Annotated in this window: 26 protein-coding genes; 4 read left to right on the top strand and 22 right to left on the bottom strand. The window is 71.5% G+C overall.

What is annotated here, in order from left to right; translation table 11 throughout:
• Positions 1–121: 121 nt before the first annotated feature.
• A complete protein-coding gene (locus ACWZEH_RS13130; protein ID WP_456198305.1) occupies positions 122–535 on the top strand; it encodes an organic hydroperoxide resistance protein in 414 nt (137 codons plus the stop codon).
• Between the two features lie 65 nt (positions 536–600).
• Here the strand turns inward: ACWZEH_RS13130 and ACWZEH_RS13125 are convergent, their stop codons facing one another.
• The 3 genes from ACWZEH_RS13125 to ACWZEH_RS13115 are packed head-to-tail and all read right to left on the bottom strand — an operon-like array spanning position 601 to position 4,176.
• Positions 601–1,515: a carbohydrate ABC transporter permease gene (locus ACWZEH_RS13125; protein WP_456198304.1), complete on the bottom strand. Its 915-nt coding sequence runs from the start codon at positions 1,513–1,515 to the stop codon at positions 601–603.
• The gene (locus ACWZEH_RS13120) at positions 1,512–2,858 is read right to left on the bottom strand and encodes a carbohydrate ABC transporter permease (RefSeq protein WP_456198303.1); all 1,347 of its coding nucleotides are present in this window, start codon (positions 2,856–2,858) and stop codon (positions 1,512–1,514) included. The genes ACWZEH_RS13125 and ACWZEH_RS13120 overlap by 4 nt, the downstream gene beginning before the upstream one ends.
• A gap of 7 nt (positions 2,859–2,865) precedes the next feature.
• On the bottom strand, positions 2,866–4,176 hold the full coding sequence (locus tag ACWZEH_RS13115) for an ABC transporter substrate-binding protein (RefSeq protein WP_456198302.1): 1,311 nt from the start codon (positions 4,174–4,176) through the stop codon (positions 2,866–2,868).
• Between ACWZEH_RS13115 and ACWZEH_RS13110 the strand changes: the two genes are divergently transcribed.
• Positions 4,157–4,417, top strand: a complete 261-nt coding sequence (locus ACWZEH_RS13110) for a hypothetical protein (protein WP_456198300.1) — start codon at positions 4,157–4,159, stop codon at positions 4,415–4,417. The two genes, ACWZEH_RS13115 and ACWZEH_RS13110, sit on opposite strands and share 20 nt — an antisense overlap.
• A gap of 165 nt (positions 4,418–4,582) precedes the next feature.
• On the opposite strand, the gene ACWZEH_RS13105 is transcribed toward ACWZEH_RS13110, so the two are convergent.
• Positions 4,583–8,437: an FHA domain-containing protein gene (locus tag ACWZEH_RS13105; protein WP_456199582.1), complete on the bottom strand. Its 3,855-nt coding sequence runs from the start codon at positions 8,435–8,437 to the stop codon at positions 4,583–4,585.
• Between the two features lie 900 nt (positions 8,438–9,337).
• On the opposite strand from ACWZEH_RS13105, the gene ACWZEH_RS13100 reads away from it, so the two are divergent.
• Complete coding sequence (locus ACWZEH_RS13100) at positions 9,338–9,574, top strand: helix-turn-helix domain-containing protein (RefSeq protein WP_456198299.1); 237 nt, start codon at positions 9,338–9,340, stop codon at positions 9,572–9,574.
• 457 nt (positions 9,575–10,031) lie between these two features.
• Here the strand turns inward: ACWZEH_RS13100 and ACWZEH_RS13095 are convergent, their stop codons facing one another.
• Entirely contained in the window at positions 10,032–10,250 is a 219-nt protein-coding gene (locus tag ACWZEH_RS13095; protein ID WP_456198298.1) for a hypothetical protein, read from the bottom strand.
• Positions 10,247–10,618 carry a hypothetical protein gene (locus ACWZEH_RS13090; protein WP_456198296.1) on the bottom strand — a complete coding sequence of 124 codons (372 nt, stop codon included), beginning with the start codon at positions 10,616–10,618 and terminating at the stop codon, positions 10,247–10,249. The genes ACWZEH_RS13095 and ACWZEH_RS13090 overlap by 4 nt, the downstream gene beginning before the upstream one ends.
• A 156-nt stretch (positions 10,619–10,774) precedes the next feature.
• Between ACWZEH_RS13090 and ACWZEH_RS13085 the strand changes: the two genes are divergently transcribed.
• Complete coding sequence (locus tag ACWZEH_RS13085; RefSeq protein WP_456198295.1) at positions 10,775–11,032, top strand: GntR family transcriptional regulator; 258 nt, start codon at positions 10,775–10,777, stop codon at positions 11,030–11,032.
• A 103-nt stretch (positions 11,033–11,135) separates the two neighbouring features.
• On the opposite strand, the gene ACWZEH_RS13080 is transcribed toward ACWZEH_RS13085, so the two are convergent.
• The 16 genes from ACWZEH_RS13080 to ACWZEH_RS13005 form a co-directional block, all read right to left on the bottom strand.
• The gene (locus ACWZEH_RS13080) at positions 11,136–11,492 is read right to left on the bottom strand and encodes a hypothetical protein (protein ID WP_456198293.1); all 357 of its coding nucleotides are present in this window, start codon (positions 11,490–11,492) and stop codon (positions 11,136–11,138) included.
• A gap of 1 nt (position 11,493) precedes the next feature.
• Positions 11,494–11,853 (bottom strand): hypothetical protein, encoded by a 360-nt coding sequence (locus ACWZEH_RS13075; protein WP_456198291.1) that lies wholly within the window; start codon positions 11,851–11,853, stop codon positions 11,494–11,496.
• A gap of 71 nt (positions 11,854–11,924) precedes the next feature.
• A complete protein-coding gene (locus ACWZEH_RS13070; protein ID WP_456198290.1) occupies positions 11,925–12,191 on the bottom strand; it encodes a hypothetical protein in 267 nt (88 codons plus the stop codon).
• Positions 12,192–12,232: 41 nt separating this feature from the next.
• Positions 12,233–13,075 carry an N-acetylmuramoyl-L-alanine amidase gene (locus tag ACWZEH_RS13065; RefSeq protein WP_456198288.1) on the bottom strand — a complete coding sequence of 281 codons (843 nt, stop codon included), beginning with the start codon at positions 13,073–13,075 and terminating at the stop codon, positions 12,233–12,235.
• Positions 13,076–13,091: 16 nt separating this feature from the next.
• Positions 13,092–13,574, bottom strand: coding sequence for a hypothetical protein (locus tag ACWZEH_RS13060; protein WP_456198287.1), 483 nt, complete (start codon positions 13,572–13,574; stop codon positions 13,092–13,094).
• A 1-nt stretch (position 13,575) separates the two neighbouring features.
• Positions 13,576–14,784 (bottom strand): hypothetical protein, encoded by a 1,209-nt coding sequence (locus tag ACWZEH_RS13055; RefSeq protein ID WP_456198285.1) that lies wholly within the window; start codon positions 14,782–14,784, stop codon positions 13,576–13,578.
• A complete protein-coding gene (locus ACWZEH_RS13050) occupies positions 14,781–15,866 on the bottom strand; it encodes a hypothetical protein (RefSeq protein WP_456198283.1) in 1,086 nt (361 codons plus the stop codon). The genes ACWZEH_RS13055 and ACWZEH_RS13050 overlap by 4 nt, the downstream gene beginning before the upstream one ends.
• Positions 15,867–15,881: 15 nt before the next feature.
• Positions 15,882–17,294, bottom strand: a complete 1,413-nt coding sequence (locus ACWZEH_RS13045) for a phage distal tail protein (RefSeq protein WP_456198281.1) — start codon at positions 17,292–17,294, stop codon at positions 15,882–15,884.
• A gap of 2 nt (positions 17,295–17,296) precedes the next feature.
• Positions 17,297–20,842, bottom strand: coding sequence for a hypothetical protein (locus ACWZEH_RS13040; RefSeq protein ID WP_456198280.1), 3,546 nt, complete (start codon positions 20,840–20,842; stop codon positions 17,297–17,299).
• 4 nt (positions 20,843–20,846) lie between these two features.
• Positions 20,847–20,999 carry a hypothetical protein gene (locus ACWZEH_RS13035; protein WP_456199580.1) on the bottom strand — a complete coding sequence of 51 codons (153 nt, stop codon included), beginning with the start codon at positions 20,997–20,999 and terminating at the stop codon, positions 20,847–20,849.
• Positions 20,972–21,487: a hypothetical protein gene (locus tag ACWZEH_RS13030; protein ID WP_456198278.1), complete on the bottom strand. Its 516-nt coding sequence runs from the start codon at positions 21,485–21,487 to the stop codon at positions 20,972–20,974. Before ACWZEH_RS13030 ends, ACWZEH_RS13035 begins: the two co-directional genes overlap by 28 nt.
• A gap of 100 nt (positions 21,488–21,587) precedes the next feature.
• Entirely contained in the window at positions 21,588–22,151 is a 564-nt protein-coding gene (locus ACWZEH_RS13025; RefSeq protein WP_456198276.1) for a phage tail protein, read from the bottom strand.
• Positions 22,152–22,183: 32 nt separating this feature from the next.
• Positions 22,184–22,465 carry a hypothetical protein gene (locus ACWZEH_RS13020; RefSeq protein ID WP_456198274.1) on the bottom strand — a complete coding sequence of 94 codons (282 nt, stop codon included), beginning with the start codon at positions 22,463–22,465 and terminating at the stop codon, positions 22,184–22,186.
• Positions 22,462–22,914 (bottom strand): hypothetical protein, encoded by a 453-nt coding sequence (locus tag ACWZEH_RS13015; RefSeq protein WP_456198273.1) that lies wholly within the window; start codon positions 22,912–22,914, stop codon positions 22,462–22,464. Before ACWZEH_RS13015 ends, ACWZEH_RS13020 begins: the two co-directional genes overlap by 4 nt.
• Positions 22,914–23,387, bottom strand: a complete 474-nt coding sequence (locus tag ACWZEH_RS13010; RefSeq protein ID WP_456198271.1) for an HK97-gp10 family putative phage morphogenesis protein — start codon at positions 23,385–23,387, stop codon at positions 22,914–22,916. Before ACWZEH_RS13010 ends, ACWZEH_RS13015 begins: the two co-directional genes overlap by 1 nt.
• A complete protein-coding gene (locus tag ACWZEH_RS13005; RefSeq protein WP_456198270.1) occupies positions 23,387–24,073 on the bottom strand; it encodes a hypothetical protein in 687 nt (228 codons plus the stop codon). The genes ACWZEH_RS13010 and ACWZEH_RS13005 overlap by 1 nt, the downstream gene beginning before the upstream one ends.
• Positions 24,074–24,076: the final 3 nt, after the last annotated feature.

The following is a 24,076-nucleotide window of genomic DNA, read 5'->3' as shown; positions in this document are numbered from 1 at the left end:
CTCTTTCGAGCCATTTAGTTGTGCGCAATTTAATTGTGTGCTTTGCTTGTGGTCGTGCGGAGGTCCGGGTCACCGACGGACCGGCCGCCGCACGACCATCACTCGAGAGGGAAGGGTTCCCATGGACGCGCTCTACACCGCTGTCGCCACCGCCACCCACGGCCGTGACGGCCGCGCCGTCACCTCCGACGGCAAGCTGGACCTCGGCCTCAGCGCCCCCGTGGAGCTGGGCGGCAACGGCGAGGGCACCAACCCGGAGCAGCTGTTCGCCGCCGGTTACGCGGCCTGCTTCGGCAGCGCCCTCGGTCTGGTCGGCCGGTCCGCCAAGGTGGACGTCAGCGAGGCCGCGGTGACCGCCGAGGTCGGCATCGGCAAGCAGGGCGAGGGCTTCGCGCTCGCCGTGACGCTGCGCGTCGAGCTGCCCGACGCGGTGGACCAGGAGACCGGCCGCAAGCTGGTCGAGCAGGCCCACCAGGTCTGCCCCTACTCCAACGCCACCCGCGGCAACATCCCGGTCGAGCTCGTCATCGAATAGGCCTTTGGACCCCGCCCCGCTCCGGGCCCCGGAGCACGTCGCGTCCGGGGCCCGTGCGCGGTGTCTCACTTCACCGCGCCCGCCATCACGCCGGAGACGAACTGCCGCTGGAAGGCGAAGAACACGGCCAGCGGGATCACCATCGAGATGAACGCGCCCGGCGCCAGCACGTCGATGTTGTTGCCGAACTGCCGTACCTGCGTCTGCAGCGCGACCGTGATCGGCTGGCTCCCGGAGTCCGTGAAGATCAGCGCGACCAGCATGTCGTTCCACACCCACAGGAACTGGAAGATGCCGAGCGAGGCGATCGCCGGCCCGCCCAGCGGCATCACCACCCGTGCGAACAGGCGCAGTTCGCCGGCGCCGTCCAGCCGGGCCGCCTCCAGCAGCTCCTTCGGGATCTCCGCGAAGAAGTTGCGCAGCAGGAACACCGCGAACGGCAGACCGAAGCCGACGTGGAAGAGGATCACGCCGACGATCGAGCCGAAGACTCCGATGGCGCCGAAGAGTTCGGCGATCGGGATCAGCGCCACCTGCACCGGCACCACCAACAGCCCCACCACCCCCAGGAACCACCAGTCCCGGCCCGGGAACTCCATCCAGGCGAAGGCGTATCCGGCCAGCGAGCCGATCACCACCACCAGCACCGTCGCCGGGACGGTGATGTACACCGTGTTCAGCAGGGAGCCGGTGATGTCGTCGTTCTCCAGCAGGGTCTCGTAGGCGCCGAACGTGAGCTGCGACGGCTCGGTGAGCACCGTCCACCAGCCGTCGGCGGCCATGTCCTGCGGGGTGCGCAGACTGGCCAGCAGCAGACCGAGCGTCGGGACCAGCCAGAACAGGCCGACGACGATCAGGAAGACGCGGACCAGTCCGCCGCTCACCCACTCGCCGAGCCTCGAACCCAGTGACCGCTCGGCCCTGACGGCGTTGACGGGCGGTGAGGCCGCCTCGGTGACACTGCCGGCGTCTGCGCTCATCGCCGTACCTCCCGCCTCAGCCGCCGCACGTTGAACCACATCACGGGGATCACCAGGAGCAGCAGGAACACCGCGATCGCGCTGGCGATGCCCGGCTGGTCCTCGGAGAAGCCCTTGCGGTACAGCTCCAGCGCGAGAACGTTCGCGTCGTCCTGGGAGGAGCCGGGCGCGATGATGAACACCAGGTCGAACACCTTGAGCACATTGATCATCAGGGTGACGGTGACCACCGCGAGCACCGGCGCCAGCATCGGCACCGTGATCCGCCGGAACACCTGCCACTCGTTGGCGCCGTCGACCCGCGCGGCCTCCAGCAGTTCCCGCGGCATGCCCGCGAGCCCGGCCGCGATCAGCACCATCGCGAAGCCCGCCCACATCCAGATGTACGAGCCGATGACGGCCGGCGTGACCAGCGCCGGGCCCAGCCAGTTCAGGCCGTTGTACGGCTCCTGGAAGTTGCTCGCCGGCAGCCGGAGCTGTGCGCCGTCCGCCTTCGCCGACAGGGAGAACGTGCCGTCGGCACCCGCCGTGGCCGTCTCCACCACCGTGCCGTTTCTGACCGCCTCGATCCTCATGCCGGGGTAGCCCAGCTCGTCCGCGTCGACGCCGTTCAGCGTGCCGACGCCCTTGCCGCGGGTGAAGTCCTGCCAGGTCGTTCCGGTGATCCGGTCCGCCTCCGGCTCCGGCGCCGCCGCCCGCTCGGCGTCGTCGGGGATCAGGTCCGGCGCGACACCGACCAGCGGCAGCGTGACGGTCCCACCGACGCTCACCGTCGCCCTGGTGACGAAGGCGCCGCCGCCGGCCGCCTCCAGCGGCGACTCACGGCCGGGGTGGGCCTTCGGGTACGCCGACGACTGGACGAAGGTGTCGTGCACGCCCACCCACACCGCGTTCGCCACGCCCTTGTCCGGGTCCTGGTCGTACACCAGGCGGAAGATGATGCCCGCCGCCAGCATCGAGATCGCCATCGGCATGAAGACGACCAGCTTGAACGCCGTTCCCCAGCGGATCCGTTCGGTCAGCACCGCGAAGACCAGGCCGAGCGCGGTGGCGACCGTCGGCGCGAACACCACCCAGATGACGTTGTTCCTCAGGGCGGTGCGGATGCCGTCGTCGGTGAACAGGGCCCGGTAGTTGTCGAATCCGGCGAACCCGTCGCCGGACTGGTCGTAGAAGCTGCGGACGACGGAGTACCCGATCGGGTAGACCACGAGCGCACCGAGCAGCAGCAGCGCGGGCAGCAGGAACAGCGCCGCCACGGTGGTGCGGGTGCCGGTGACGCTCCTGCGCGGCTGGGGAGCGGCAGGGGCCCCAAAGGGCCCCGCCGCCGTGTCCGACGCCATCGCCGGCTCAGTTCCCGTACGCCGCGGCCGCGTCGGCCTCCAGCTGCCGCTGGGCGCCCGCGACGTCCTTCGGGTTCTTCAGGAAGTCCTGGAGCGCCTTCCACTCACCCTTGCCGGGGGTGCCGCCGAAGGCCTGCGGGGCCTGGTCGGACATGTCGAAGCGGAAGTCGTCCCCGGCGTCGACGAGCGCCCGGGCCATCTTCTGCTGCACCTCGTTCGGATAGGCCGAGTTCGGCACGTTCCTGTTCGGTGAGAGGTAGCCGCCCAGCTTCGCCTGGATGCCGGCGGCGTCCGGGGAGGCGAGGAACGTCGCCAGCGCCTGCGCCGCCTTCGAGTCCTCGAGGATCACGGCCGCGTCGCCGCCGGACACCACGGGCGGGCTGTCACCGACCGCGGGGAACGGGAACACCTTCGCGTCCGTGCCGACCTCCGCCTCGGTCTCGCCGATGTTCACCTGGACGAAGTCGCCCTCGTAGACCATGCCCGCCTCGGGCTGGTCGCCGCCGGTGAAGGTCTGCGTCACGGAGGCCGGGAACTCGGTCTGGAGCGCGCCGTCCGGGCCGCCCGCGAGGTAGTCCGGCTTGCCCCAGATCTCCGCCAGCGTGGTCAGCGCGTCCTTCACGGACGGGTCCGTCCACTTGATCTCGTGAGCGGCGAGCCGGTCGTACTTCTCCGGGCCCGCCTGGGAGAGGTAGATGTTCTCGAACCAGTCGGTGAGCGTCCAGCCGTCGGCGCCGCCGACCGAGAACGGGGTGACACCGGAGTCGTAGACCGTCTGCGCCGTGGTGAGCAGGTCCTGCCAGGTCGTCGGCTCACTCGCGCCCGCGTTCTCGAAGACCTGGGCGTTGTACCAGATCAGCGACTTGTTGGCGGCCTTGTAGTAGACGCCGTACGGCGTGCCGTCGACCGAGCCGATGTCCTGCCAGCCCTGCGAGTAGTTCTTCTCGAGCTCCGCCCGTGCCTCGGCGCCCAGCGGCTTGGCCCAGCCCTTCTCCACGGCCTGCTTGACGGCGCCCGGCTGCGGCAGCAGCGCCACGTCGGGCGGGGCGCCGCCCGCGATCTTCGAACCGAGGAAGTTGACGATGGGGTCCTGGGCGGGAACGAACGTCACCTTCGCGCCGGTGCGCTTCTCGAACTCCGCGAGGACCTTCTTGAAGTTCGCCTGTTCGGTGCCGGTCCACACGGCGGCGACCTCGAGGTCCTGGCCGTCGAGCCGGGGAAGGGTGACGGTGGAGGCGGTCTCGTCGGTGCCGCCGCCGTCCGATCCGTCACTGCCGTCGTCGTCGCCCCCGCACGCGGTGAGTGAGACCGCGAGCACGCCCGCGACCACTGCGGCCGCCGCCCTGACGGCCCTGCGGGTGCGGGGAGTCGCCGTTGCCGTGGGTGTGCCGGACGATCTGCGTGCCCGGATGATCCTGCTCGTCCTGCGCATCACTGCCCCGTTCTTCGTACCTCGTCGAACGTCGAGCGCTGTCCCGTGCGCTCTGGTGTACGCCCGTGAGGTCGCGGGCGGCAAGAGCGCGTCTCGTGTCGAGTCCGGGATCGTGACCGCGTCGTGACTCTCCGGGGCCGAAGAGTCCCGATCGGCCCCGCAGGGGCGGGCCGTACGCCCTCGATCTCCGGGGAACGTAGGGGTGTTGAGGGTGTTACGGGGTTCTGCGGGTGGGGCCGGCGGGAGGGCCGCGACGCCCGGGGAGCGGGGCGCACCGCTCCCCGGGAGCGGGTCAGAGCAGCGACGGCACCCCGGTGGCCGCGACCTCGCGGGCCGCGCGTTCCAGCGCGCTGGCGAGCAGCGCCAGGTCGGTCGGGCCGTTGCCGAGTTCCCTGACCGGGCGGCGGGCCGGCGGATCGCCCATGCGGTGCCACTCCAGCGGCACGACCGTGGGCCGCAGCGTCGCCGTGCGCGGGATGCGCCCGGTCACCCGCCCGCCCTGGAACGCGGTCACCCGGCCGTCCGTGTGGGCCAGACGCCCCCGGCCCGGCGCCGGTTCGTCCCCGCTCTCCTGGTTCGGTCCGAACGGGGAGGCGGCCCCACGGCCCGGCGTGGGCGCGTCGAGCGTCACGCGCAGGGCCGCGCGACGCGCCGGCTCGGTCTCCGCCGTACGGGCGCAGGGGCCGGTGGCCGACACCAGGTGCACGCCCAGCCGCTCACCCTCCCGCGCCACCGCCTCCAGCGCCCGCAGCACCGACCCGGCGGCGGGCCGCCCCGGTGAACCGAGTGCGGGGGAGACCAGCGCGTCCAGGTCGTCCACGACCACGATCAGCCGGGGCAGCGGCGGCGGGGTCTCGGCCCTGCGCCGGGCGGCACCGGGCCGCAGCCGCAGCGTGGAACCACTGGGCGGGGAATCCAGGTCCCCGAGGTGCTCGCCGCCACCGGCTGTCGCGGGGCCGCGGGGCGGGGCCGTGCGCTGGGCGACCATACGGTCCGCCAGTTCGCGCCCGGTGTGCCACTCCACGAAGTCCGACCGGCCGAGCAGTTCGGCACGCCGCTTCAGCTCGGCGCTCAGCGACTGGGCGAACTCCCGCATCCGCACCGGGTCGTTGGCGCTGAGATGCGTGGTGACGTGCGGTACGTCCGTACACACGCGCAGTCCGTCGCCGTGCCCGCTGTTCTGTCCGCCGCCCTGCCCGCCGCCCGTGGTGCCGGCGCGGCCGTCCACCAGCACGATGCCCAGCCGGTCCGGCCGCTCGGCCGCGGCCAGGGAGGCGACGACGGCCCGGAGCAGTTCCGTACGGCCGCTGCCGGGAGGGCCCTCCACCAGCAGATGCGGTCCGTCGGCCACGAGGTCGGCGGACACCGGGCCGCGCGGTCCGGCGCCCAGCACCGCGCACACCCGGCCGCCGAGCCGCTCCTTGTCGTCGGCCGAGTCCGCCCAACGGGCCATCAGCGAGGCCGGGGTGGCGCGGGCCAGCCCCAACTCGTCCAGCAGCCGCGCCGACCGGGGCAGCGGCGCCGACACGCGCGCGTGCCCCGCACCGGGGGCGCCCGCGGTGCGCAACGGTGCCAGGGCCCGCGCGAACCGCTCGGCCCACGCGGGGGACACCGCGTCGACCGTGGCCACCGTGCCGTGGCCGACCGGGCCCGGTGCCGCCCCCGAGCCGATGGCGGCCACCCGCAGCAGCCGCAGGGTGGTCGCCACGTCCCCGCTGAGCAGGGCGACGGCACCGCACTTTCGGAACGCGGGCGTCACCGCGCAGGCCGCCTCGTACGTCCTCGTCACCGGGGAGGAGGCCGAGGCGGCGGCCGTCTCGGCGAGACACACCAGGTGGATTCCGGCCCGCGGCCCCTCCACCGCCAGCCGTGCCATCGCGGCGCGCGCCTCGGGGCCCCCGGGGTCACCGTCCACGACGACCACGGTGTACGACCCGGCGAAGCCGCCCGCCGCACCGTCACCGGTACCGACGCCGTCGTCCCTGGGCCGGGAGGGGCGCAGGGGGGTGCCCCGGTCGGCCCCGGAGGCCCGGGGCTGCTCGGGGATGAGCGGGGCGGATGGGGTGGGTGGGGCAGATGGGGAGGTCGGGGTGGGGGAGGTGCGGGCCGCGTGGTCGTGGTCCTCCAGACGGCGCAGCAGCTCCTCGGCGCGGGCCGCCGCCTGTTCACGGTCGTGGGCGAGGAGCAGCCGGCAGTCCTGCCCGTGCCCCGGCCGCACGTGCGGCAGCCATCCCAGCCAGGCCCATTCCGCGGTGCGCTCCTCCAGGGTGCGGGAGCGGTCGGCGGTGATCAGGACGATCTCGAGCGCGTCGGGGGAGTGCAGCGCGGCGAGCTGGGCCAGTACCGCGCGGGCCAGCCCGGTGAGTCGCTCGCGCGGACCGGCCAGGCCCAGCGAGCCCACCTCGCGCAGCCCCGATGTCACCGGTACGGCGGGCAGCAGACCCGAGCCGCCGGGCACCGCCCGGTCGGCCGTGCCGAGGCGTATCGCGAGCGCCTCCGGGTGGCCCGGCCCGCGCTCCCACAGGCGGGGGCCGGGCCCCAGGGCGGTCAGCAGCAGGGTGGCGGGGTCGGGCCAGGTCTCGGGCGGTCCGGCCGCGGCGACGGCCGGCTCGGCCGGGACGGTACCGGCCGCCTCCTCGCCGTACGGGTCCGGTCCGGTGCTCTCCGGCTCCGGACGTCCCCCGGCCAGCCGGCGTGCCCACGCCGAGAGCCCGCCGCGCCGGCGTCCGCGGGAGGGCTGCGGCGCGAGGCCCGCGTCGGACGGATCGGTGCCGTGCCCCGGCGTGCCCCGGCGGCCGTCGGCGGGCCGGTCCCCGGGAGCGGCGGACCGGGCGGCGAGCCCGCCGTCGGCACCGGGCCCGGTGGGCGCGCCGTTACTGCCCGCGTGGGTGCCGGCCCCCGCCCCGTACGCCCGGCCGGACCCGCCGTCGGCCGGCCTCGGCTGCGAGACCCGGCGCCCCTTGGGGACCCGCGGCACGTCGCCCCGGGAAGCCACGTGGACCGTACGGCTGCCGCTTCCGCTGTTGCGGCCGGTGCCGGCGTCGGAGCCGCCACCGGAACCCGAGCCCGATCCCGAGCCCGTGTCCGAACGGGAGCCGTAACCCGAACGGGAGCCGGGGCTCGAGCCGGAGCCGTAGCCCGAATCCGAACCCGGGCCGGAACTTGAGCCCGGCCCCGAATCCGGGCCGGGGGCCGATCCCGAGCCCGAATCGAAGCCGGAGCTTGAGCCGGGACCTGTGTCCGAACGGAAGCCGGAAGCGGAGCCGTAGGCCGAGCCCGAGCCGTAGCCCGAGTCCGCGTCCGCGTCCGAACCGTCCCCCCGGCGGTTCCCGGGCTCCGGGGCGCCGCCCTCGCCGGGTAGCAGCGGGGTTTCCCCGGTGGTCCGGGCCGGCGCGGAACCGTGGGCGTGGTGCGTCGGCCCGTCCGGCGGACGCACGGCCGCCGACTCCGACCCGGCCCCCGAGGGCGGCTTGGCCGGCGGCCCCGCGGGCGGCTCCGGCACGCGGACGTGCCCCTCGCCGTCCGGCGTCGTCCAGGCCCGCGCCCCCGGCCCCGCGGCCGGGGTGAGCCGTAGGGCCGACTCACCGATCCGCAGCAACGCGCCCGGTGCCAGCGCGACCGGGCGGGAGCCCACCCGCCGGCCGTCCAGGGTCGTGCCGTTGGTGGAGTCGAGGTCGGCGACCGAGACCCTGCCGTCCGGGCCGACCGTCACCGCGCAGTGCAGCCGGGAGACGTCCGGGTCGTCGAGCGGCACATCCGCGTCGGCCGAGCGGCCGATGCGGATCTCGCCGCCGTGCAGCAGATGGACGCCGCCCGCGTCGGGACCGGCGACGACATGGAGCCTGGTCGGGGCGTCGTCCAGCTCGGGATGCGGCTCGGGCTCGCCCGGGGCGCCCACGGCCAGCACCGCGCCGTCGATCAGTGGAGGCTCGCCGAGCGTGCAGCGCTGGGCGTCCAGCCGCTGGTCACCGGCGTACAGCACCGGGGTGCCGGAGGAGCCCGGGGAACCGTCGCCGCCGGAGACCGCGGAGACCAGCGCGGCGGCCACCGCCGCCAGGGCCGTACCGGCGGGGGCGGTGACGACCACATGACCTCGCGCGGGGGAGGGCGTGCCCAGCGGATCTACCACGGTCAGCCGGATCTGCATCGCCGTGAGCGGTCCCTTCTGCGCGAGCGCCCGCGGTACGGAGGACGGAACCGCCCCGCGGTCCCCCACCGCGGATTTCCCCCACCACCACACGCGCACGTACGGCCAGTACTCCCCGCATCCTCGCACCTGCCACCGACAACGCGCCCGCCTCCCGGCATCGAATGATCTTGATTGGTCGGCTCTGCCCTCAAAAGTGCCTGACCAATGCGTTGTGAATGATCGTTCCGCCGCCACTTGAGATCGGTCACGTCCGGCCGTCGGCAACCAGGGGACCGGGTCGGGCGTCTTTGCTTCACACGTGTCTCCCCGCCCGGGGGCGGGGTCCGCGCGGGCCCCGTACGAGAAGCCGGGAAGGGACCGGGAGGGAAGTCGTCGACGGTGTCAGGCCGGTGTCCCGTGCCGCGGCATTACAGTGGGGCGGAACATTTCCGAGCACGACGCATCACGGTGTACGCCAGTCAAGCAAGCAGCAGGGAGCGCATGACGTGCGGCCGGTAGGCAGCAATTATCACGCTGCGAGCGCTGTACTGGATGCCGTTTGACCTGCTGAGCGGTGAGCGTGTTTATCGCAGTTATCTGCCCCATCTTCCGCCCTGGTTCCACCGGGCCGGCTGGTGGCCGACTGTGGGGAACTGCCAGTCGGGATAAGAAGGCGGCTTCGGACTGAACGCGAGACCGCCCCGACCCTTTCGCGGGTCGGGGCGGTCGACCGGCCGCGGTTCCGCCATCTGGGCGGGGACACCTCGTGCAGAGAGTCGCCGCGGCCGGCCTGTCCGCCGAAGCGGACAGCGTGCGAGGGGGGTGGTTCGCCTGAGCGATACCCGCATCCCCTCGAAGATCAAACAAATTAGGGTCGGCCCTAGTCCACTTTGATCATGGGGCCGGGAGCGTGGACGGGTGCCGCGCCCCACACCGCCCGACGACCGGGTCATCGCCCGCCGTCGCCAGGTCGGGGAGCGGATCAGGCGTGTGCGGGAGCATCACAACCTCACCCAGCTCGATGTGTGCGGCAGGAGCGGCATCGATGTCGCCACGTACAGCCGCATCGAGCAGGGCCACTCCTCGCCTCTGCTCGACACCCTCATCCGTATCGCCGACGCCATCGGCGTGGACCTGGCCGACCTGGTGAGATGAGCGGTCCGCCGCCGACAGCAGAAGGCCCCGCCCATCCGCTACGGCGAAGGAGCGGGGCCAGCCGTACCGCTAGCTCGGCTCCTCCGCGCCGTGAGACAAGGGGCAGACGTCCACCCCAGCCACGAGCGGGATCATCTCCTGGGCGGGATGCACTTTGCAGTGCCGCCGTCCCCGCCCTCGGTCGATGGTCAGCTCGTCCTCGGCCATTTCGCGAGGTGTGGGCGGTCGGTGCCAGTGGCTAGCGGTCATCAGCTACTCCGAGGGGGTGGGCGGGTCGTCTTCCGGGCGGGGAACGATGGGCTCGAAGTCCCCGTCCTCTCCGCCGTTCCTCACTGTGTCCAGTGTGAGTCGCATGTCTGCCTCCTTTCTGCGGGTCGGCTGGTACCGGTCAATACCGGTCGGTTCCTTGACGGTGGCCGCCCCGCCACGGGGGCGGGCGAGGGCGGCCACCTACCCACTACTGGCGTCGGCGCGAGCCAGCAGCGGGGGTCTGGTGGGGGTGGCGGCGGATGTGGACGTTGCAGTCGGAGACACGCGTCCAGTCGCCATCGCCGCGGGCGTCCGTCCGCTCGCGCGCCCATGCCCGGCAGCGAGGGCAGCCGGGGGCGGGCTCCGGGTCGGGGAGCGGCATGCCCAGGAGCGGCGCGGGCTCCAGGCTCATCAGCGGCTCGGTCATCGCCGGCCCTCGAGGGCCAGGGCGCGCAGCGCGCGCCGGTCCGGGCACCGCTTCTCGTCCTCGTCCCATCCCGGGCGCGCCTGCTCGTCCCTGATGCAGTGCTGGCACGAGGCGGCGTGGAGGCCGGCGACGCGGCGGGCCGCGGTGCGGACGCACGGGGTGCAGCCGCGGGGCCAGATACGCACACCCTCCGACGTCGGCCGCTCGCCCAGGTCCCGGGCGGTCTCGGCGGTGAGCGGAGTGCTGCACCACACGCACTCGGCGCCGCGGCGCTGCTCCTCGGTCAGGCCGATGACCTGCGGCAGCGGCAGCATGGGCAGCGCGCTGGACTCTGTTCGTGGGATGACAGAGTGCGTACTCTCCTCCATGGCGATGCTCCTCACAGCGTCGTCCACGCCCCCGAGCCCGGCCAGGCTGCGGGGGTTTTCGTAACGCGGACCTTACCGCGCCTTACCGAGGGTTGCCGAGGTATGGCGCAGGATTCTGCGGTCGCGCGGCATAGCGCGGCTGCCTACGTTCGCTGCATGAGCGCTGATCTTGACCGGACGCGGGCCGTGTGGCGACAGGTCGCCAACATCGTCATCGGCCGTATCAAGGACGGCACCTACCCGCCCGGCTCCCGCATCCCCGGCACGCTGGAGCTGGCGACCGAGCTGGGTGTTGCGTCGTCCACCAGCCAGAAGGCGCTCGCCTACCTACGGCGCGAGGGCTACCTCAGGGGCGAGACCGGCATCGGCACGTTCGTCGCCGACCAGCCACCCACCGACCAGCCCCCGGCATGACGGTGCCCCCGCCCTCCCCATGAGCAGGGAGAGCGGGGGCATACGGACGGACAGGGAAAAGGACACCCCGGGCCGGCCTCCCACCACGGGGCCGGGCCGGGGCTCACAACCCCACGTCGTGCAGGAACGGTTCCGCCTCCCGAGGAACAGGCTGCGGCGGAGCCGGCGGCTCCAACCGGGACTGCCGGATGAACCCCACCAACGACCGCACCCACCCGACGAGATACCGGATCGTGAAGTCCTGCGCCGTGATCCTCTCCTGCGCCTGTTCCGCTCTCGCCTCCTGCTCCGTAACCCGCCGCTCGAGGCGTTCGATGTCCTTATCCAGCCGGGCAGTGACCGCAGTGAAATCGTCGCGGCGTTGCTGCCCGCGAGGCTGCCGGCGGCCGATAACGGCCGTCACGACTCCGCCCACGGCCGTCACCCCAGCGACGACAAGCGCGCTCAGCGCGGTCAGCATCTCAGGTCTCACGCGGCACCTCAGTCCGTGCAGGCGGCGGTTCGTCCCAGCCGATCGCCACCAGGCAGACCAGGCCGAACGCGCCGAAGATCATTGCGACGACCCAGCCCCTGGGACTCTCTCCGAGCGGCCACCATGACAGCAGGTACGCCATAGCCCACGGTGTAGCGATCACCCATACCGCGAGGAACCCGGGCCAGTCCCGGCGGGGTGGCAACCATGCGCAGACGAGGGCGACCGCACCCGCGACGATCCACGCCCACCCCCAGAACTCGAGCGGCCGCAGTTTCAGCAGCAGCGCCAAGCCGTCGCGGTCACCCGTCGGCTGGACGATCTGCCCGGAGCCGTAGCCCATGGCCATGACTCCCTTGAGCGTGAGGAGCGCACCACGGCGGCCCAGCTGCTGCCTGAGCCGCCGAACCGCCGCGCACATCAGACGCTCGGCGCCGAGCTGGCGCTGTTCCTCGCACCCACCACCCGGGCCAACAGCCCCTTCACGAGGGTCACCACCGCCGCTATGCCCGCGACGGCGACGCTCTCCCAGAACGAGGCGGACAGCATGTCGGCCGGGCCCGCCGCGAGAGCGACCGCGCTGGCCGCGCCGAGGAACGTCCAGAGCACGCGCTCGATCAGGTCGACCGCGTACGTGCGGGCGGTCTTCACCACGGTCTCGGCCGGGGGGATGTTGAGGTTGGACATGTCACTTCTCCTGTGAGTGTCGTGCAGTTGGGCCGGTCGGCTCAGCTGCTGGGGGTGCCGGTGACGTCGACATCGACCTTCACCACGGCGTCCCGGATCGCGTCCCGAACCGCGGCCACCACGGCGTCGGTGTCGACGCCGGAGCCGACGAGCCCGGCAAGCTTGGTGATCGCGGCGGACTGCGCGGCGAGCTGCCGCTCGGTCCGGCGCGTGACGATCTCGATGTTCCGCACCGACGTCGTCAGCGCGATGTGCGTGTTGGTCTTCGCGCTGGCCGGGTTCGGGTTGGGGATGATGCCGTCCGTGGTGAGGACCGCCTTCGCGATCTTCCGGGCGTCGGCGTCGGTGATGGCCATCTCAGGTTCCTCCTCGTTGCTGCTGGGTCGTTGTGCTCCTGCCTTGACCCACCGGTAGACCGCGTCTCCGGGGCAGGCGGTGGCGTAGCCGTCGCGGTGCCCGCCGAGCCAGTCCCCGGCCGGGCCCTCCTCGCGGCAGTAGTCGATGGCGTCGCGGGCGCCGTGCAGCTGCTCGTCGGTCGGCTCGGCGAGTCCGGAGGAGCCGACGAGCAGCAAGATGGCGTAGTCCTGGTTGTTCAGGCTGGTGTTGCCGTTCGCCGAGTTGCGGCGGTGCAATCCGCGGCCCTCGTACACGTAGCCGTGCGTGCAGACCAGGAACGAATAGCCCACGTCGGACCAGCCGTTGCCGTCCATGTGCTGCGCCTGGATCTGCCGCACGTACGCGGCACACTGCGCGTGCGGGCGGTCGCTGTACGGGGTGCCGAGGTAGTGCAGTTTCACGCCGCGACGCTTGCCGCTGTACAGCGTTGCTCCGCTCGGCCGGCGGTAGTCGCGGGCCCCCCACTGGGACCGGGAAACGAGCTTCATCGTGGTGCCTTTCAGGTCAGAGGAGTCGGGCGTACTGGGGCGCGCCGCCAATGGACCCGCCGCCACCGAACTTGCCGCCGGTCGTCGCGCCCGCGGTGCGTCGCACCTGCACCCGCACCCTCAGCTGCGTCTCCGACCGATACGAGGTGAGGTCCAACGTCAGCGCGGGCCGGGTGTACGCGAACGTGGCCGGGACCGTCCCCGACGCGACGACCGTGGAATCGGCGAACACCACCTGCCACTCCCCGCCCGTGTTCGTGCCCGACACGATGTCGCCGAGGAACACCAGACCCAACTGGAGCGTGGCGGTACGCGGGGTGAACGTCGCTTCCCACAACGTGCGCCACTCGGGTGCATCGTCGTAGGCCAGCCCATGCTGTGACGCCGGATAGAGCGGCAGTTCGTCGCGCTCCCAGCCCTCACGGGCCAGCGCGTCCACACGGTCCTCGAGTTCGGCGAGCCGCTGGAGGAGATCCTTCGGCTTCTGCACCTTGGGCATGTCACACCCCCACGCAGGTCAGCCGAACCCGCTCCGGGCCGTTCCGGGCCGTGTTCTCGATGCTGACGATCCTCAGCACACCCTCACGGCCGTTCGGTGACTGCGGCTCCGGGTCGATGACGAACAGTGCCTCGTCCCCCACGCTGTAGCTACCGAACGCAGGGTCGCCGTCCGCGGCCACCTCGAACGTCGGCTGCACATCCGCCCGGGACCGGGCCGCCAGATCCGCGTTCGCGAGGCCCTGCACCTGCGCCTCATCGACCACGCCCTCATAGGTGGCCACCCCCTCGAGGAGCGGCCACCCCGAGTCAAGGAGATCCTGAGCTGCAGCGGTCTTCACGATCTTCGCCTCGCCCGTGCCGGCACCGAGCCCGGACATCTCCGTCACCAGCGACGTGCCGTCCTCGGGCCAGTCGTAGTCGATGATCGAGCCGTGCCCGCCGCCCTTGCTGAAGACGAGGCCGGCCTCGGCGCTGCGGCCCCGGCGCGGGTACCAGGTGCGCGCCCGCCGGTAGCGGCGTGGCGCCTCGTTGTTCGCCACCGACGTCCACCCGACCTCGATCCCGAAGTCAAACCCATCGTCGGCCGCCGCGAGTTCGGCGATGGCCTTGTAGATCTCGGGCCGCTCGTAGCCGTAGTAGGCCACGTTGCGGGTGACGCCGTGCCCGGTGCCGGCGAGAGGGTTGATGTCGAGGCCGATGGATCCGCCGGGCTGGTCCTGCGCGTACCGGAGCAGGCTCCACACGATGTGCTTCTGATCCACGTACAGCCGCTGTCCGCCCGCGTCGACGTAGGCCGGGTCCATCAGCAGACTCGTGTCCGTGGCCAGGGTTTTCTTCACGTACCGGTGCTGGAAGTAGGACAGGAACTCGGCGGCCTGAATGCTCTTGCCGCCCTTCACGCGGTCCCTGGTCCACACGATGCCGCCCCACACGAGGACCCCGTCACGGTCCACGTACACGGCGGTCCGGCCCGGCTGGGATGCCGTCTCCGGGTCCAGCGGAAGGGTCTCGTCGCTGTAGGGGATCGTGCCTCGCAGAGTGCCGATGCCGTTCAGCTCGAAGGAGTACGACACCGAAGACAACGGCAGTTCGGCGAGCAGAGCATCGGTGCGCAAGTCCGTGAACAGGTACGTGTACGTGTGCTCCGGCTGCGAGTCGGCGGCGGCCGCAAAGAGCTGCGCGGAGAACGCCGTCAGGTCGGCGGTCATGCGATCGGCTCCACGATCAGATGCCCGTCCATGATCGTGGTGTTGCTGGCGTTGTACGAACTGACGTTGTACTGCGGGGTGAACGTCGCGCTGGCACCCGGGGTGAGGCCGCTGCGGAGCACGGTGCGGCTGGCGTAGACACGGCTGCCCATGGTGCTTACCGAGTTCGCCGACGAGACGCTCTCGGTGAAAGCTCCCGAGGCACGCCACCGCACCCACGCTGTGCTGGTCGGCGTGTTCGTGTTGGAGCAGGACGCACCGACCGTGATGCGCAACATGCCCGACGGAGGCACCGGCACCGTGATCGGCGGCCACTGCACCGACGTGAAATCGGTGAACGCTCCAGTCACCGGGCTCGCCGGGAATCCTGCCTGGTCGGAGGACAACGACCGGATCTGCTCGCGGATCTGGCGTTTCGTGCCCGCCTGCTGCCCCACCTCGAAAACGTCCGTGTCCGTCAGGTACAGCACCTGCCCCGGGTGCAGCCGAGGCGGGGCGATGCTCGAGGACACCGGCACGATGCCGCCCGCAGCAACCGAGTAGTTGCGCAGGTCGGCGATGTTGCCCGCCGCCACCGACGTCTGGTTCGGGCCGATCGTCAGGTCTGCGAGGACCTGCGCGTTGGGCGGCAGGGAGCCCCGGACCGCCGCGCCCGCCGATGCCGCATACGGGCCCTGGATGATCTCTAGTCGCCACTCGGACGCGGTCCCGGCGTATTCGGCGTCGTACACCGAGGCGACCACCGTGTCCTTCCGGTACTGGCCAGCACTGCCGGCAGGCTGCACCGTCAGCACCAGGTCGGAGTCGTTCACGCAGACGTACGTGCCGGCGCCGCCGGTGTCGTGCTGGTCGATGAACGCGAACCCAGCACTGACGATCACCGTCATGTTCGGGGTCGGCGCCGGCCGCACCTTCAGCTGGTAGTTCTGGTACGACGGTTTCACGCCCTGCCGGATGCGCATCGGCGTCGCCTCGTCCACCGAGAAACCGGGGTACGACAGCAGTGCGGTGAGCGCCAGCCGGTCACTGCGGGCCGAGTAGCTACCGGCCTGCATCCACGTAGGCGGGTTGATCAGGGCCATCGCGTGCCCTCCTTTCTACAGGCTGGTGTCACGCCAGCTGACGGTGAGCAGGGACGACTGGCCGGTTTCACCCGGCAGTGCACTGCCCCGGTAGGCGAGTTCGTTGGAGCCCGGTTGTAGGACCGGCCACGACGACCCGGCGCGCACCCACGACCGGCGGGGCGTAGACCCCATGAGGAGCACCGCCCGGGTCCGGGTGTCGATGATCAGGTACTCGCCTGTCTGGAGCGTGGCGTCGAGCGTGAGGATGGCTCCGGTGGTGACCTGCTCGATCGCCGGGTTCGCCACGGGCCCGTCGAGTCGCAGCACCGGGTACGCCGCGGATGCGCCCTCGTTCACCGCAGTGATCCGCCCGGACGACCCGGCCGTACCGTACGAGCGGTTCGAGCCGGCGGGCCTGGCCGAGACGGACGCGTTCGGGATGCCCTCCCAGGTGCCGCCGTTGGCGCCGTCGAAGTACGGGGGCAGGCTGGTGCCGGTCACGGCCATGATTGCGTCCGCCCACCATGTGACCGCGCCCGCAGCCGAGGCTGTGGCGACGACAGCCACGCGGTCGCAGGTCTGCCCTGCGGCCACCGTGTATGAGCCGGACACCCGCGCCCATGCTCCCGGCCGGGCCTGCGCGAGAACCGAGATGGTGTTCAGGTTCGTGGTGCCGCTGCGCCACCACAGCTCGAGGGCCGCGATTCCGCTGGTGGGGATCTTCACGTACGCGCTGGCCTGGACCGTGTCCCCGGCGGCCACCGGCTCGATGGTCCACGAGGTGCCACCCTGCGCGGACGCCACCGAGATGGCGTGCTGAATGCTCCACTGCCCGGCCCACGACTCCGTGTTGACCCGGGAGCGGGTGTTGTTGCTGCCGAAGTTCGTGGTCTCCGTCGTGAACGTTTCCTCGGCGGACGGATTGAATGCCAGGTTCCGCACCCCAGGCCCGGCCCCGGCGTACACCAGCGGATACGTACGGCCGGCCGACGGAGAGTACGCGGTCGTCCAGGCAGACTCCTCGGTCAGCCCGTACAGGTAGGGGTCAGCGCAGTAGAACTCCAACGCTGCATCCCCGAGGCGCCACAGGTGCTCGGCGTCGTACGGGATGCTCCTCTTGCGCACCTTGGCCCATACAAGGGTGTCCTGATCGAGGAACTGAAGCGGCTGCGGCTGGCGCTGCGGCTGCGTCGCACCCCTCAGGGCCAGGCTCAGCGCCCGCAGGTCGTCCGGCGTCTCACCCCGCACCCCCAGCTTGAGTTGTACGACCCGGGCGCCGGTGTAGTCGGGGCCGGTGTAGTCGCCGTGCTGGCCCGGCCGGTCCATGTCCTCGGCCCGGATATCGGGGAGATCGTCCAGCCCTTCGACCGCGGTCACCGTGTACGGGCTGCCGGGCCCGAACGTCAGGTCGCCCCACTGCACACGGCCGATCGCCTGCTGCGCCATGGTCACCGCCTCCCTACGAGGCCGCGCCAGGACAGGGCGTGCAGCATCCCGTCCGGGGTCGCCTCCGTGCCGTGCAGGTGGATGGTGTTGTACTGGTCGCCCCGGCCGCCCACCGCGCCCGCAGTGACAGCGGCCAGCTGACCGGCCGTCGGCGTAACCGCGAGCGCGGCACCAGCCCCGCTCGCCACGTCCAGCGCCGCACCCGCCACCGTCCGGGCCGCCGCCCGCACCCGCGTCACGGTGGCGAGTAGACCCACCTCCAGGCCACGGCCGTCCATCTCACCGACCCAGCGGAACGCCTCCGACGGGCTGCGGGTCTGGTGGACCTTCTTGACCGTCGCCAGCATGTTCTTCGCAATCCGCGTCATCTGCGTCTCGATGGCCTTCTCCTGCGACCGCAGCCCCTTCACCAAGCCCTGCGCGGCGGCAATGCCCGCCTGATACAGGGCGTTGCCGACCGTGTCGCCGGTCGTCCCCGCCGACTTGGCGAGCTGTGCCTGAAGGTCGTTGATCCGTTTCAGCTCGGCCGGCGTCGCGCGAGCCAGTGCGGCGGCCGTCGCCCCACCAGCGGCCACGCCCGCGTCCGCGATCTGCTGGAGCAGGTCGGACCGTACGCCCGCCGTCCTCAACTTGGTGATGTCAGCCTGGAACGCCTGCGTCGCCTTCAGCGCCTGCTGCAACCCCACCGTGATCGCGCTGACGGAGTTGACGTCGGCGTGGCCGGTCGTGATGTTGGCCTCGTCGAGGATGCCCTTCGAGATGTCCCCGGACGCCTTGGTGCGGGCCTTCCGTAGGTCGTCCAGCTTCTTCTCACTGGCCGCCAGCCGCTTGACCACCGCGTCTCGCTTGGTGACCAGCTTCTCCAGCTCGGCCGTCGCCTGCTTCAGCGACCTGCCCACACCGGAGCGGACGTTCGCGGGCAGTGCCTTCGTGATCGACTCCAGCCGCGAGCGCAGTTTCGCGGTGGTGCCGTCGATGCCCTTGATGAAGCCCTCGATCAACGACCGGCCGGCCGGGGTGAGGATCTTCGCGTCCTTCTGCTTCGGGCCCTTCCAGTCCGTCAGCTTCGACGTCAGCCCTTGCAGCGTGGACTGCACAGAGCTGATTTGCGACCGGATCCCGCTGATGAAGCCCTGAATCAGCGACCGGCCCGCCGCAGCCAGGACACCGCTCAAGCCACCTAGGGCCGCCTGCGCCTTCGCAGGCAGACCGCGCACGTAGCCGACCGCTTCGGATATTTTGCCGCTGATCGCGGACGCCATGGCCCGACCGGCGGCCGTGACCACTCCGGACAGGGTGGAGCGCAGCGACGACAGGGCCGAGGACGCCCGGCCCGGCAGACCGCGCAGCCAGCCGACGGCCGCAGCGACTCCGTCACCGACCCACCGGCCGAGCGCGGTCGCCTGCTCCCCGATGAACTTTGCTGCCTTGGACACGCCGTCGCGGGCCATCTGCCAGGCCCCGGAGAAGTCGCCCGTCAGGAGCTTGGCGAGGAAGCTGATCACGGGGACGACGACGTTCGTGATCGCTCCAGCGAGGATCCCGGTCATCGTCGACGCGAGTCCGCCGAGGAGCCCGATCAAGGGCTGGATCACCGGCATGAGGGCCTGCGCCAGCTGAGCCACCAGGGCCCCGAACGCCGCGATCAGGGGGGCCAGGGCGACCATCAGTTCGGCGGCCGACGTGCCGAGTTGCACGAAGGAGGGGGCGAGTTCAACGAGGAGGTCGCCGATGACCGTCAGCCACACCGACAGGTTGTTCGCCAGCAGGTCAGCGAACGGCGTGATGATCGCCGGGAGTTCGGCGAGGACCGGAGCGAGGGTGTCTTGCAGGATGCCAGCGAGGGTGCCGACCACGGGCGCGAGCGCCTGGAAGACGGTGACCACGGCGTCCAGCAGCGGCGTCAGCGCGGGCAGCAGCGCGGCCGCGAGTTCACCGATCACCGGCAGCAGCGGAGACAGTGCCCCCACCAGTTCGCCGACGGCTTCTGCCGCCACCACCAGCACCGGGCCGAGTGCCTCGATCACTGGACTCAGCGCCTCGCCAAGGGAGCGCACCAGTTCCTGCGCGGGCGGACCCAGCGCGGACAGCACCGGGGCGACCGCGAGGAGCGCCTGGCTCAGTAGCGGGGCCACCGTCGTGGCCAGGACGCCCATCGTCTCGAAGAGGGCGCCGAGCCCGTCCTGCACCTCGTCGGTGTTGACGACGTCGGCGATCGCCTGCGTCACCGTCTGGAGCGTGCCGACGAGCCCGCCGCCGCCCTCCGGGACGGCGTTGAAGATGCCGCCGATGATCTCGGCAACGTTCCTGCCGACGTCCGCCAGATCCTTGATTAGGTCGACGGCGGTCTCAATGGCCTCCTGCATCGCTCCCGACTCGAAGGCGCGGCCGAGGCGCTCCCCGATACCGGTCGCCGCGTCGGCTGCGGCCGACGTGAGCCGCTCGAAGCTGGGCCCGGCTGCCGCGCCGATCTGTCCCAGCGCCGTGACCACCACGCCCGGGATCCCGGACAAGTTGTTCAGGCCCATGGAGGCGGAGCCGAGCGCTTTCCCGAGCGTCCCGTTGTCCGCCAGCTCTCGAGCGGACTTCATCACCCCGGTGGCCATACCGTTCAGGGCAATTCCAGCGGAGAGCAGGTTCACCCGCAGCACCGGCAGCACGCTCTTACCGGTGCGCTCCAGCTGGTCGGCGAGGCCGCGGAAGACCTCGTTCTGTACGCCCTGCTGCATGTCGCGCAGGGCCGGGCTGGCGTCGCGGACGGCGGTCGCGAACTTCCGTGCCTCCGGGCTGAGCTTCTCGAGGGCCTCGCTGAACTCGGCCGCCTTCGACGGGTCCAACGCCGCCGACAGCGCATCTTCCATGCCGACCGCGGCCAGCTTGACGGCGCCCTGCGCCAGCGCCACCGACGCCATTCCGGTGACGGCAACCCCGGCGGCCGGGGCGATGTTCGCCAGCGTCGTGGCCACCCCGGCCACCACCGGCACCACGGCACCGAGCCCGGCCGCGGCCTTCCCGATCCCGCCGATCGCACCGGCCGCGGACCCGGCCACCGCGGGGATGCGGGACAGGATGCCGGCGAGCCGGTTGGGTCGGTCCTCGTCCACGTCCACGTCGATACGGACGTCCGTACCGTCGACCTGCCGGGCGGCGGCCCGGAGTTCTTCCAGCTGTCGCAGCGCGGCCCGGGTGGTGGCTTGGACGTTGATGTTCGGGTGTGTGTCGGACAGACGCTGAAGGTGGGGTTCGAGTTCCTCGAGGCGGCGCAGGGCGTCGCCGATGGACACGTCGATGCCGATGCGTTCACCGGACAGGTCATCGAGCTGCTGGCGGACGCGGGCGAGATCACGGTCGACGTCGTCGGTGTTGCCGTCGACCGTGACCTCGGGCAGGTTCGCGAGGAGGTCACGCAGTTCGCGCTGAATGCCGCCGCCGAGGGCGGCGCCCATGCTGGAGCCCTGCCGGGACGCGTCGCCGATCGCGCCGGACACACCGTCGAGGTTGACCGCGAGATGGCTGACCAGGTTCGGCAGGTTGATGTCGTCAGCCATCGGGTCACCTCCGGTTCATCGTGGCGAATCCCAGGAGGGATGTGCCGTCGGCGGGTTCGGGTTCGCGTTGGCCGCCGGTCTGGTGGGCGGCCTGATGCTGCTCGGCCAGCGTCAGCAGCTGGCCCACGGTCATGTCCCAGAAGGCGCCGGGCTGAATGTGGAGGGCACCGACGGCGAGGAAGTAGAACTCAGCCCAGGGGAAACCGTCTCGATCGCGGCGGTCAGGTCCGGGGTCTCGTCGTCGTTTCCCAGGCTCTCGAGGGCCTTCGAGAACGCGGCGTTGAACGCGTCCACGTACTGGCTGAGGCGGCCGGGGTGGAGCAGGTCGGCGAGGTCTGCGCCGTCCGTACGGCGGCGGAACACGATGTCGCCGGAGATCTTCCGTTCGCCCTTGGCGTCCTGGTGCTCGCGGAAATGAGGTTCGAACCCGCCCGGTCCGACCGCGCCGGCGCCCACGAGTTGGATGATCGGGCCGAACGCGGCGCCTTTGCCGGTGGAGTCGATGGCGGTCTGTACGGCCTGCACGGAGCCGTACCGGGCTTCGAGGAGGGCGAGGGCGCGCATGCTGTAGCGGAGCGGCACGCTGGTGCCGTCGGCGAGGTCGACGGTTCCGCCGTCGGCGAGGAGGTCAAGGCCGTGCGTCATGGTGGTGGGTCCCTACGTGAGTGCCGGGTTTCGGCCTGCGGATGAGGGGCTGGCCGGGCGGGGCGCGTACTGAGCGAGAGACGCGGGCCCCGCCCGGAGATCAGGCGATCGCGGCGGCGGTCTCGTTGATGACCACACTGATCCACTCACCGGTGGAGATCAGTGGCACGGCCCGCGCCGCGGTCTCGATCGTGCGGTAGTCCTCCTCGGCCAGACCCAGGCCCGGGAAGGAGGAGAGGATGCACTTGTGCAGCGTGAAATGCACGTCGCCGGTGACGATGTCGGAGCCGCCGACCGGGGTGACGGCCTCGAGCTTGAAGGGCAGCGGCTTGGCACCCTGCATCAGCGACCACTCGGAGGTCTCCGCGGGGGTGGTGCCGCCGTCGGTGACGGTGCCGCCGAGGATGGCCATCAGCACGTCCAGCGACAGCTTGGCGTGCGGGAAGGACACGGTCACGTTGGAGATGGCCGAGTCGCTGTCCAGCAAGCCGTTGTCGCCGCGCAGCTCCTTCACTTCGACGTCGCCGGAGATCTCCACGCTCTTGATGCCGGGGACGTCGATGAGCGCCCCGTAGGTGGGGGTGCCCTCGGCGGGGTCGGCGGTGAGCGGCGCGATCTTCGCGTCCGCCACGGCGTACAGCTTCGTCACTCGAGAGATGGGCATGTCGTGTCCTTCCTGGTGCCGGGGTCCGGCCCTTACGTGTGGGGTGGGGTGTCGGGTGCGGGGTCAGGGACGGTGGCCACCGGACACCCCGGCAGCTCGGGCGGCGGGCCTGCGCCCTGCGGGACGATCAGCCCGTCCACGGCCCACCACAAGGTGCCGGGCCGGTCATCGGAGTCATGGACAGCGACGGCGCCATGGGTGACGGCGACGATCTCCCCGATCAGGGCGATGCGTGCGCCTGGTGGTGCCGGCCAGTACGGGCCGAGCTGCGCGAGCACCTCGTCACGCGGCAGTTCGGTGTAGGTGACCCTCATTGCGGCACCACCTCTTCGCGCAGCAGCTGCCGACGCACCTGCACGGTGATCGAGTGCCGGACCCGGTTGTCCTCGATCGGGATGCGGTCGATGTCCTGCACGCGGACGGCGGTGACCTTCGCCGGGTGCGCCGGCAGGGGGTGGCCGTGCAGGGCGTGCGCAATGGCCTCGGCAAGCCCGTACCGCTCGGTGACGCGGGTGGTGGTTGCGCCGGTCTTCACGCGGGCCTGCTGCACCAGGTCGACGGTGACGGTCTCGATAATGTTGATCTCGGCGTCCGGGTCACCGAAGTCGCCGTTGGCGGCCCGGTCCATCCCGGCGGGCATGCCCTCCTGGACGACGATGAACGGCGGCGCCTGCCCCTCCCGGGGCCCGTCGCGGAAGACGGGCACACCGAAGGCGAGGGACTCGAGGCGGGCCTTGATGGCGCCCGACGTGCTCGCGGCCATCAGCGACCACCCCGAATCTGTGAGGCGTTCGCCCGCCAGAAGATCTCGGTCATCTCGATGGCCGGGCGCAGGAACGGCTGCGCCCGGGTGCCGGGGTGGTTGACCTGCGCGACCGGATGCGCGGCCCCCGGCCAGAACAGGGCCTTCTTGTTCACCGGCTTGATGACGTGCGGGCTGGTGCCGTACTCCACGGCCGCCGCGTAGTTCACGTTCGTGCCGATGACGTACCCGACCTCCCGGCCGGAGCCCTCGGCCCGGGACACGATCGAGGAGCGCAGCCGGCCGGTGTCCACCGGTGCCCGCCGGCGGGCCTCGTTCTGCACGTCGATCCGCGTCCGGTCGACGGCGCGCTTCACATCGTCGGACATGCCGCCGAACCAGCGGCGCAACCCGCGCTCGTACTGACGGGTGTTGATCTGCGTCGACACCTGCGTGCCGAGCCGCAGACGGCCCGTCGATCGGACGCGCGCCATCACACACCGCCGATCAGGTTGTAGCCACGGTTGAGGTAGCCCGCCAACAGGGCGTCGACCTGCGTCGATCCAGTCGACGACGACGGTGCGACGACACCCGACGACGGGTCGCCGTCGGTGTCCTCGATGGCCACGTTGTTGCCCTCGTCGTCCACCTGAAGGCCGGGATCCGCAGCGGCGTCCGCGTCGGACGGGGCGGCCTTCGCCTGAAGGTCCGCAGCGAGGAGCGCGCACGCCTCCGCTACCAACTGCGGCACCGTGTCGTAGCCGAAGGAGCCGATCACCGTCACCTGCTCGGCGCCCCACCGCTTCCACAAGCCGAGCCAGCCGCCGTTGTACGACTCGGCCCCCACGACGAGGTCGTTGTAGCCGCCCCACGCCAGGTGCACGGCGTCGATCTGCCCGAGGACCCGCGAGGAGGTGACCCGGTACGCGGCGGCCGGGATCGACGGGCCGTCGTCCGGCTCCAGCACCGGCATGACGCTGGTGACTGTGCGGACGCGGCGCGGGAGGATGACCAGTCCGTCGGGCGCCACGTCCGCCACCACCACCAGGTCAGTTGGCTCGAAGCACTGCTGGGTGTACCGCTCGATGCCCTCCTGGGCAGCCGTGATCCACGCGGCGACCTCGGCATCTGAGCCGGTGACACCCGCGTTCTTCGCGGCTTCGATCGAGCAGTACGCCACAGG

Source organism: Streptomyces yamdrokensis (assembly GCF_053890455.1).
The sequence above is the reverse complement of the archived record's forward strand: the minus strand, read 5'-3'. Positions and strand labels throughout refer to the sequence as shown.

Coding starts and splice junctions, on each gene's coding strand:
- ACWZEH_RS13130 (WP_456198305.1), top strand. CDS start 122: ATGGACGCGCTCTACACCGCTGTCGCCACCGCCACCCACGGCCGTGAC.
- ACWZEH_RS13125 (WP_456198304.1), bottom strand. CDS start 1,515: ATGAGCGCAGACGCCGGCAGTGTCACCGAGGCGGCCTCACCGCCCGTC.
- ACWZEH_RS13120 (WP_456198303.1), bottom strand. CDS start 2,858: ATGGCGTCGGACACGGCGGCGGGGCCCTTTGGGGCCCCTGCCGCTCCC.
- ACWZEH_RS13105 (WP_456199582.1), bottom strand. CDS start 8,437: ATGCAGATCCGGCTGACCGTGGTAGATCCGCTGGGCACGCCCTCCCCC.
- ACWZEH_RS13095 (WP_456198298.1), bottom strand. CDS start 10,250: ATGACCGAGCCGCTGATGAGCCTGGAGCCCGCGCCGCTCCTGGGCATG.
- ACWZEH_RS13090 (WP_456198296.1), bottom strand. CDS start 10,618: ATGGAGGAGAGTACGCACTCTGTCATCCCACGAACAGAGTCCAGCGCG.
- ACWZEH_RS13085 (WP_456198295.1), top strand. CDS start 10,775: ATGAGCGCTGATCTTGACCGGACGCGGGCCGTGTGGCGACAGGTCGCC.
- ACWZEH_RS13080 (WP_456198293.1), bottom strand. CDS start 11,492: ATGCTGACCGCGCTGAGCGCGCTTGTCGTCGCTGGGGTGACGGCCGTG.
- ACWZEH_RS13075 (WP_456198291.1), bottom strand. CDS start 11,853: ATGGCCATGGGCTACGGCTCCGGGCAGATCGTCCAGCCGACGGGTGAC.
- ACWZEH_RS13070 (WP_456198290.1), bottom strand. CDS start 12,191: ATGTCCAACCTCAACATCCCCCCGGCCGAGACCGTGGTGAAGACCGCC.
- ACWZEH_RS13065 (WP_456198288.1), bottom strand. CDS start 13,075: ATGAAGCTCGTTTCCCGGTCCCAGTGGGGGGCCCGCGACTACCGCCGG.
- ACWZEH_RS13060 (WP_456198287.1), bottom strand. CDS start 13,574: ATGCCCAAGGTGCAGAAGCCGAAGGATCTCCTCCAGCGGCTCGCCGAA.
- ACWZEH_RS13055 (WP_456198285.1), bottom strand. CDS start 14,784: ATGACCGCCGACCTGACGGCGTTCTCCGCGCAGCTCTTTGCGGCCGCC.
- ACWZEH_RS13050 (WP_456198283.1), bottom strand. CDS start 15,866: ATGGCCCTGATCAACCCGCCTACGTGGATGCAGGCCGGTAGCTACTCG.
- ACWZEH_RS13045 (WP_456198281.1), bottom strand. CDS start 17,294: ATGGCGCAGCAGGCGATCGGCCGTGTGCAGTGGGGCGACCTGACGTTC.
- ACWZEH_RS13040 (WP_456198280.1), bottom strand. CDS start 20,842: ATGGCTGACGACATCAACCTGCCGAACCTGGTCAGCCATCTCGCGGTC.
- ACWZEH_RS13030 (WP_456198278.1), bottom strand. CDS start 21,487: ATGACGCACGGCCTTGACCTCCTCGCCGACGGCGGAACCGTCGACCTC.
- ACWZEH_RS13025 (WP_456198276.1), bottom strand. CDS start 22,151: ATGCCCATCTCTCGAGTGACGAAGCTGTACGCCGTGGCGGACGCGAAG.
- ACWZEH_RS13020 (WP_456198274.1), bottom strand. CDS start 22,465: ATGAGGGTCACCTACACCGAACTGCCGCGTGACGAGGTGCTCGCGCAG.
- ACWZEH_RS13015 (WP_456198273.1), bottom strand. CDS start 22,914: ATGGCCGCGAGCACGTCGGGCGCCATCAAGGCCCGCCTCGAGTCCCTC.
- ACWZEH_RS13010 (WP_456198271.1), bottom strand. CDS start 23,387: ATGGCGCGCGTCCGATCGACGGGCCGTCTGCGGCTCGGCACGCAGGTG.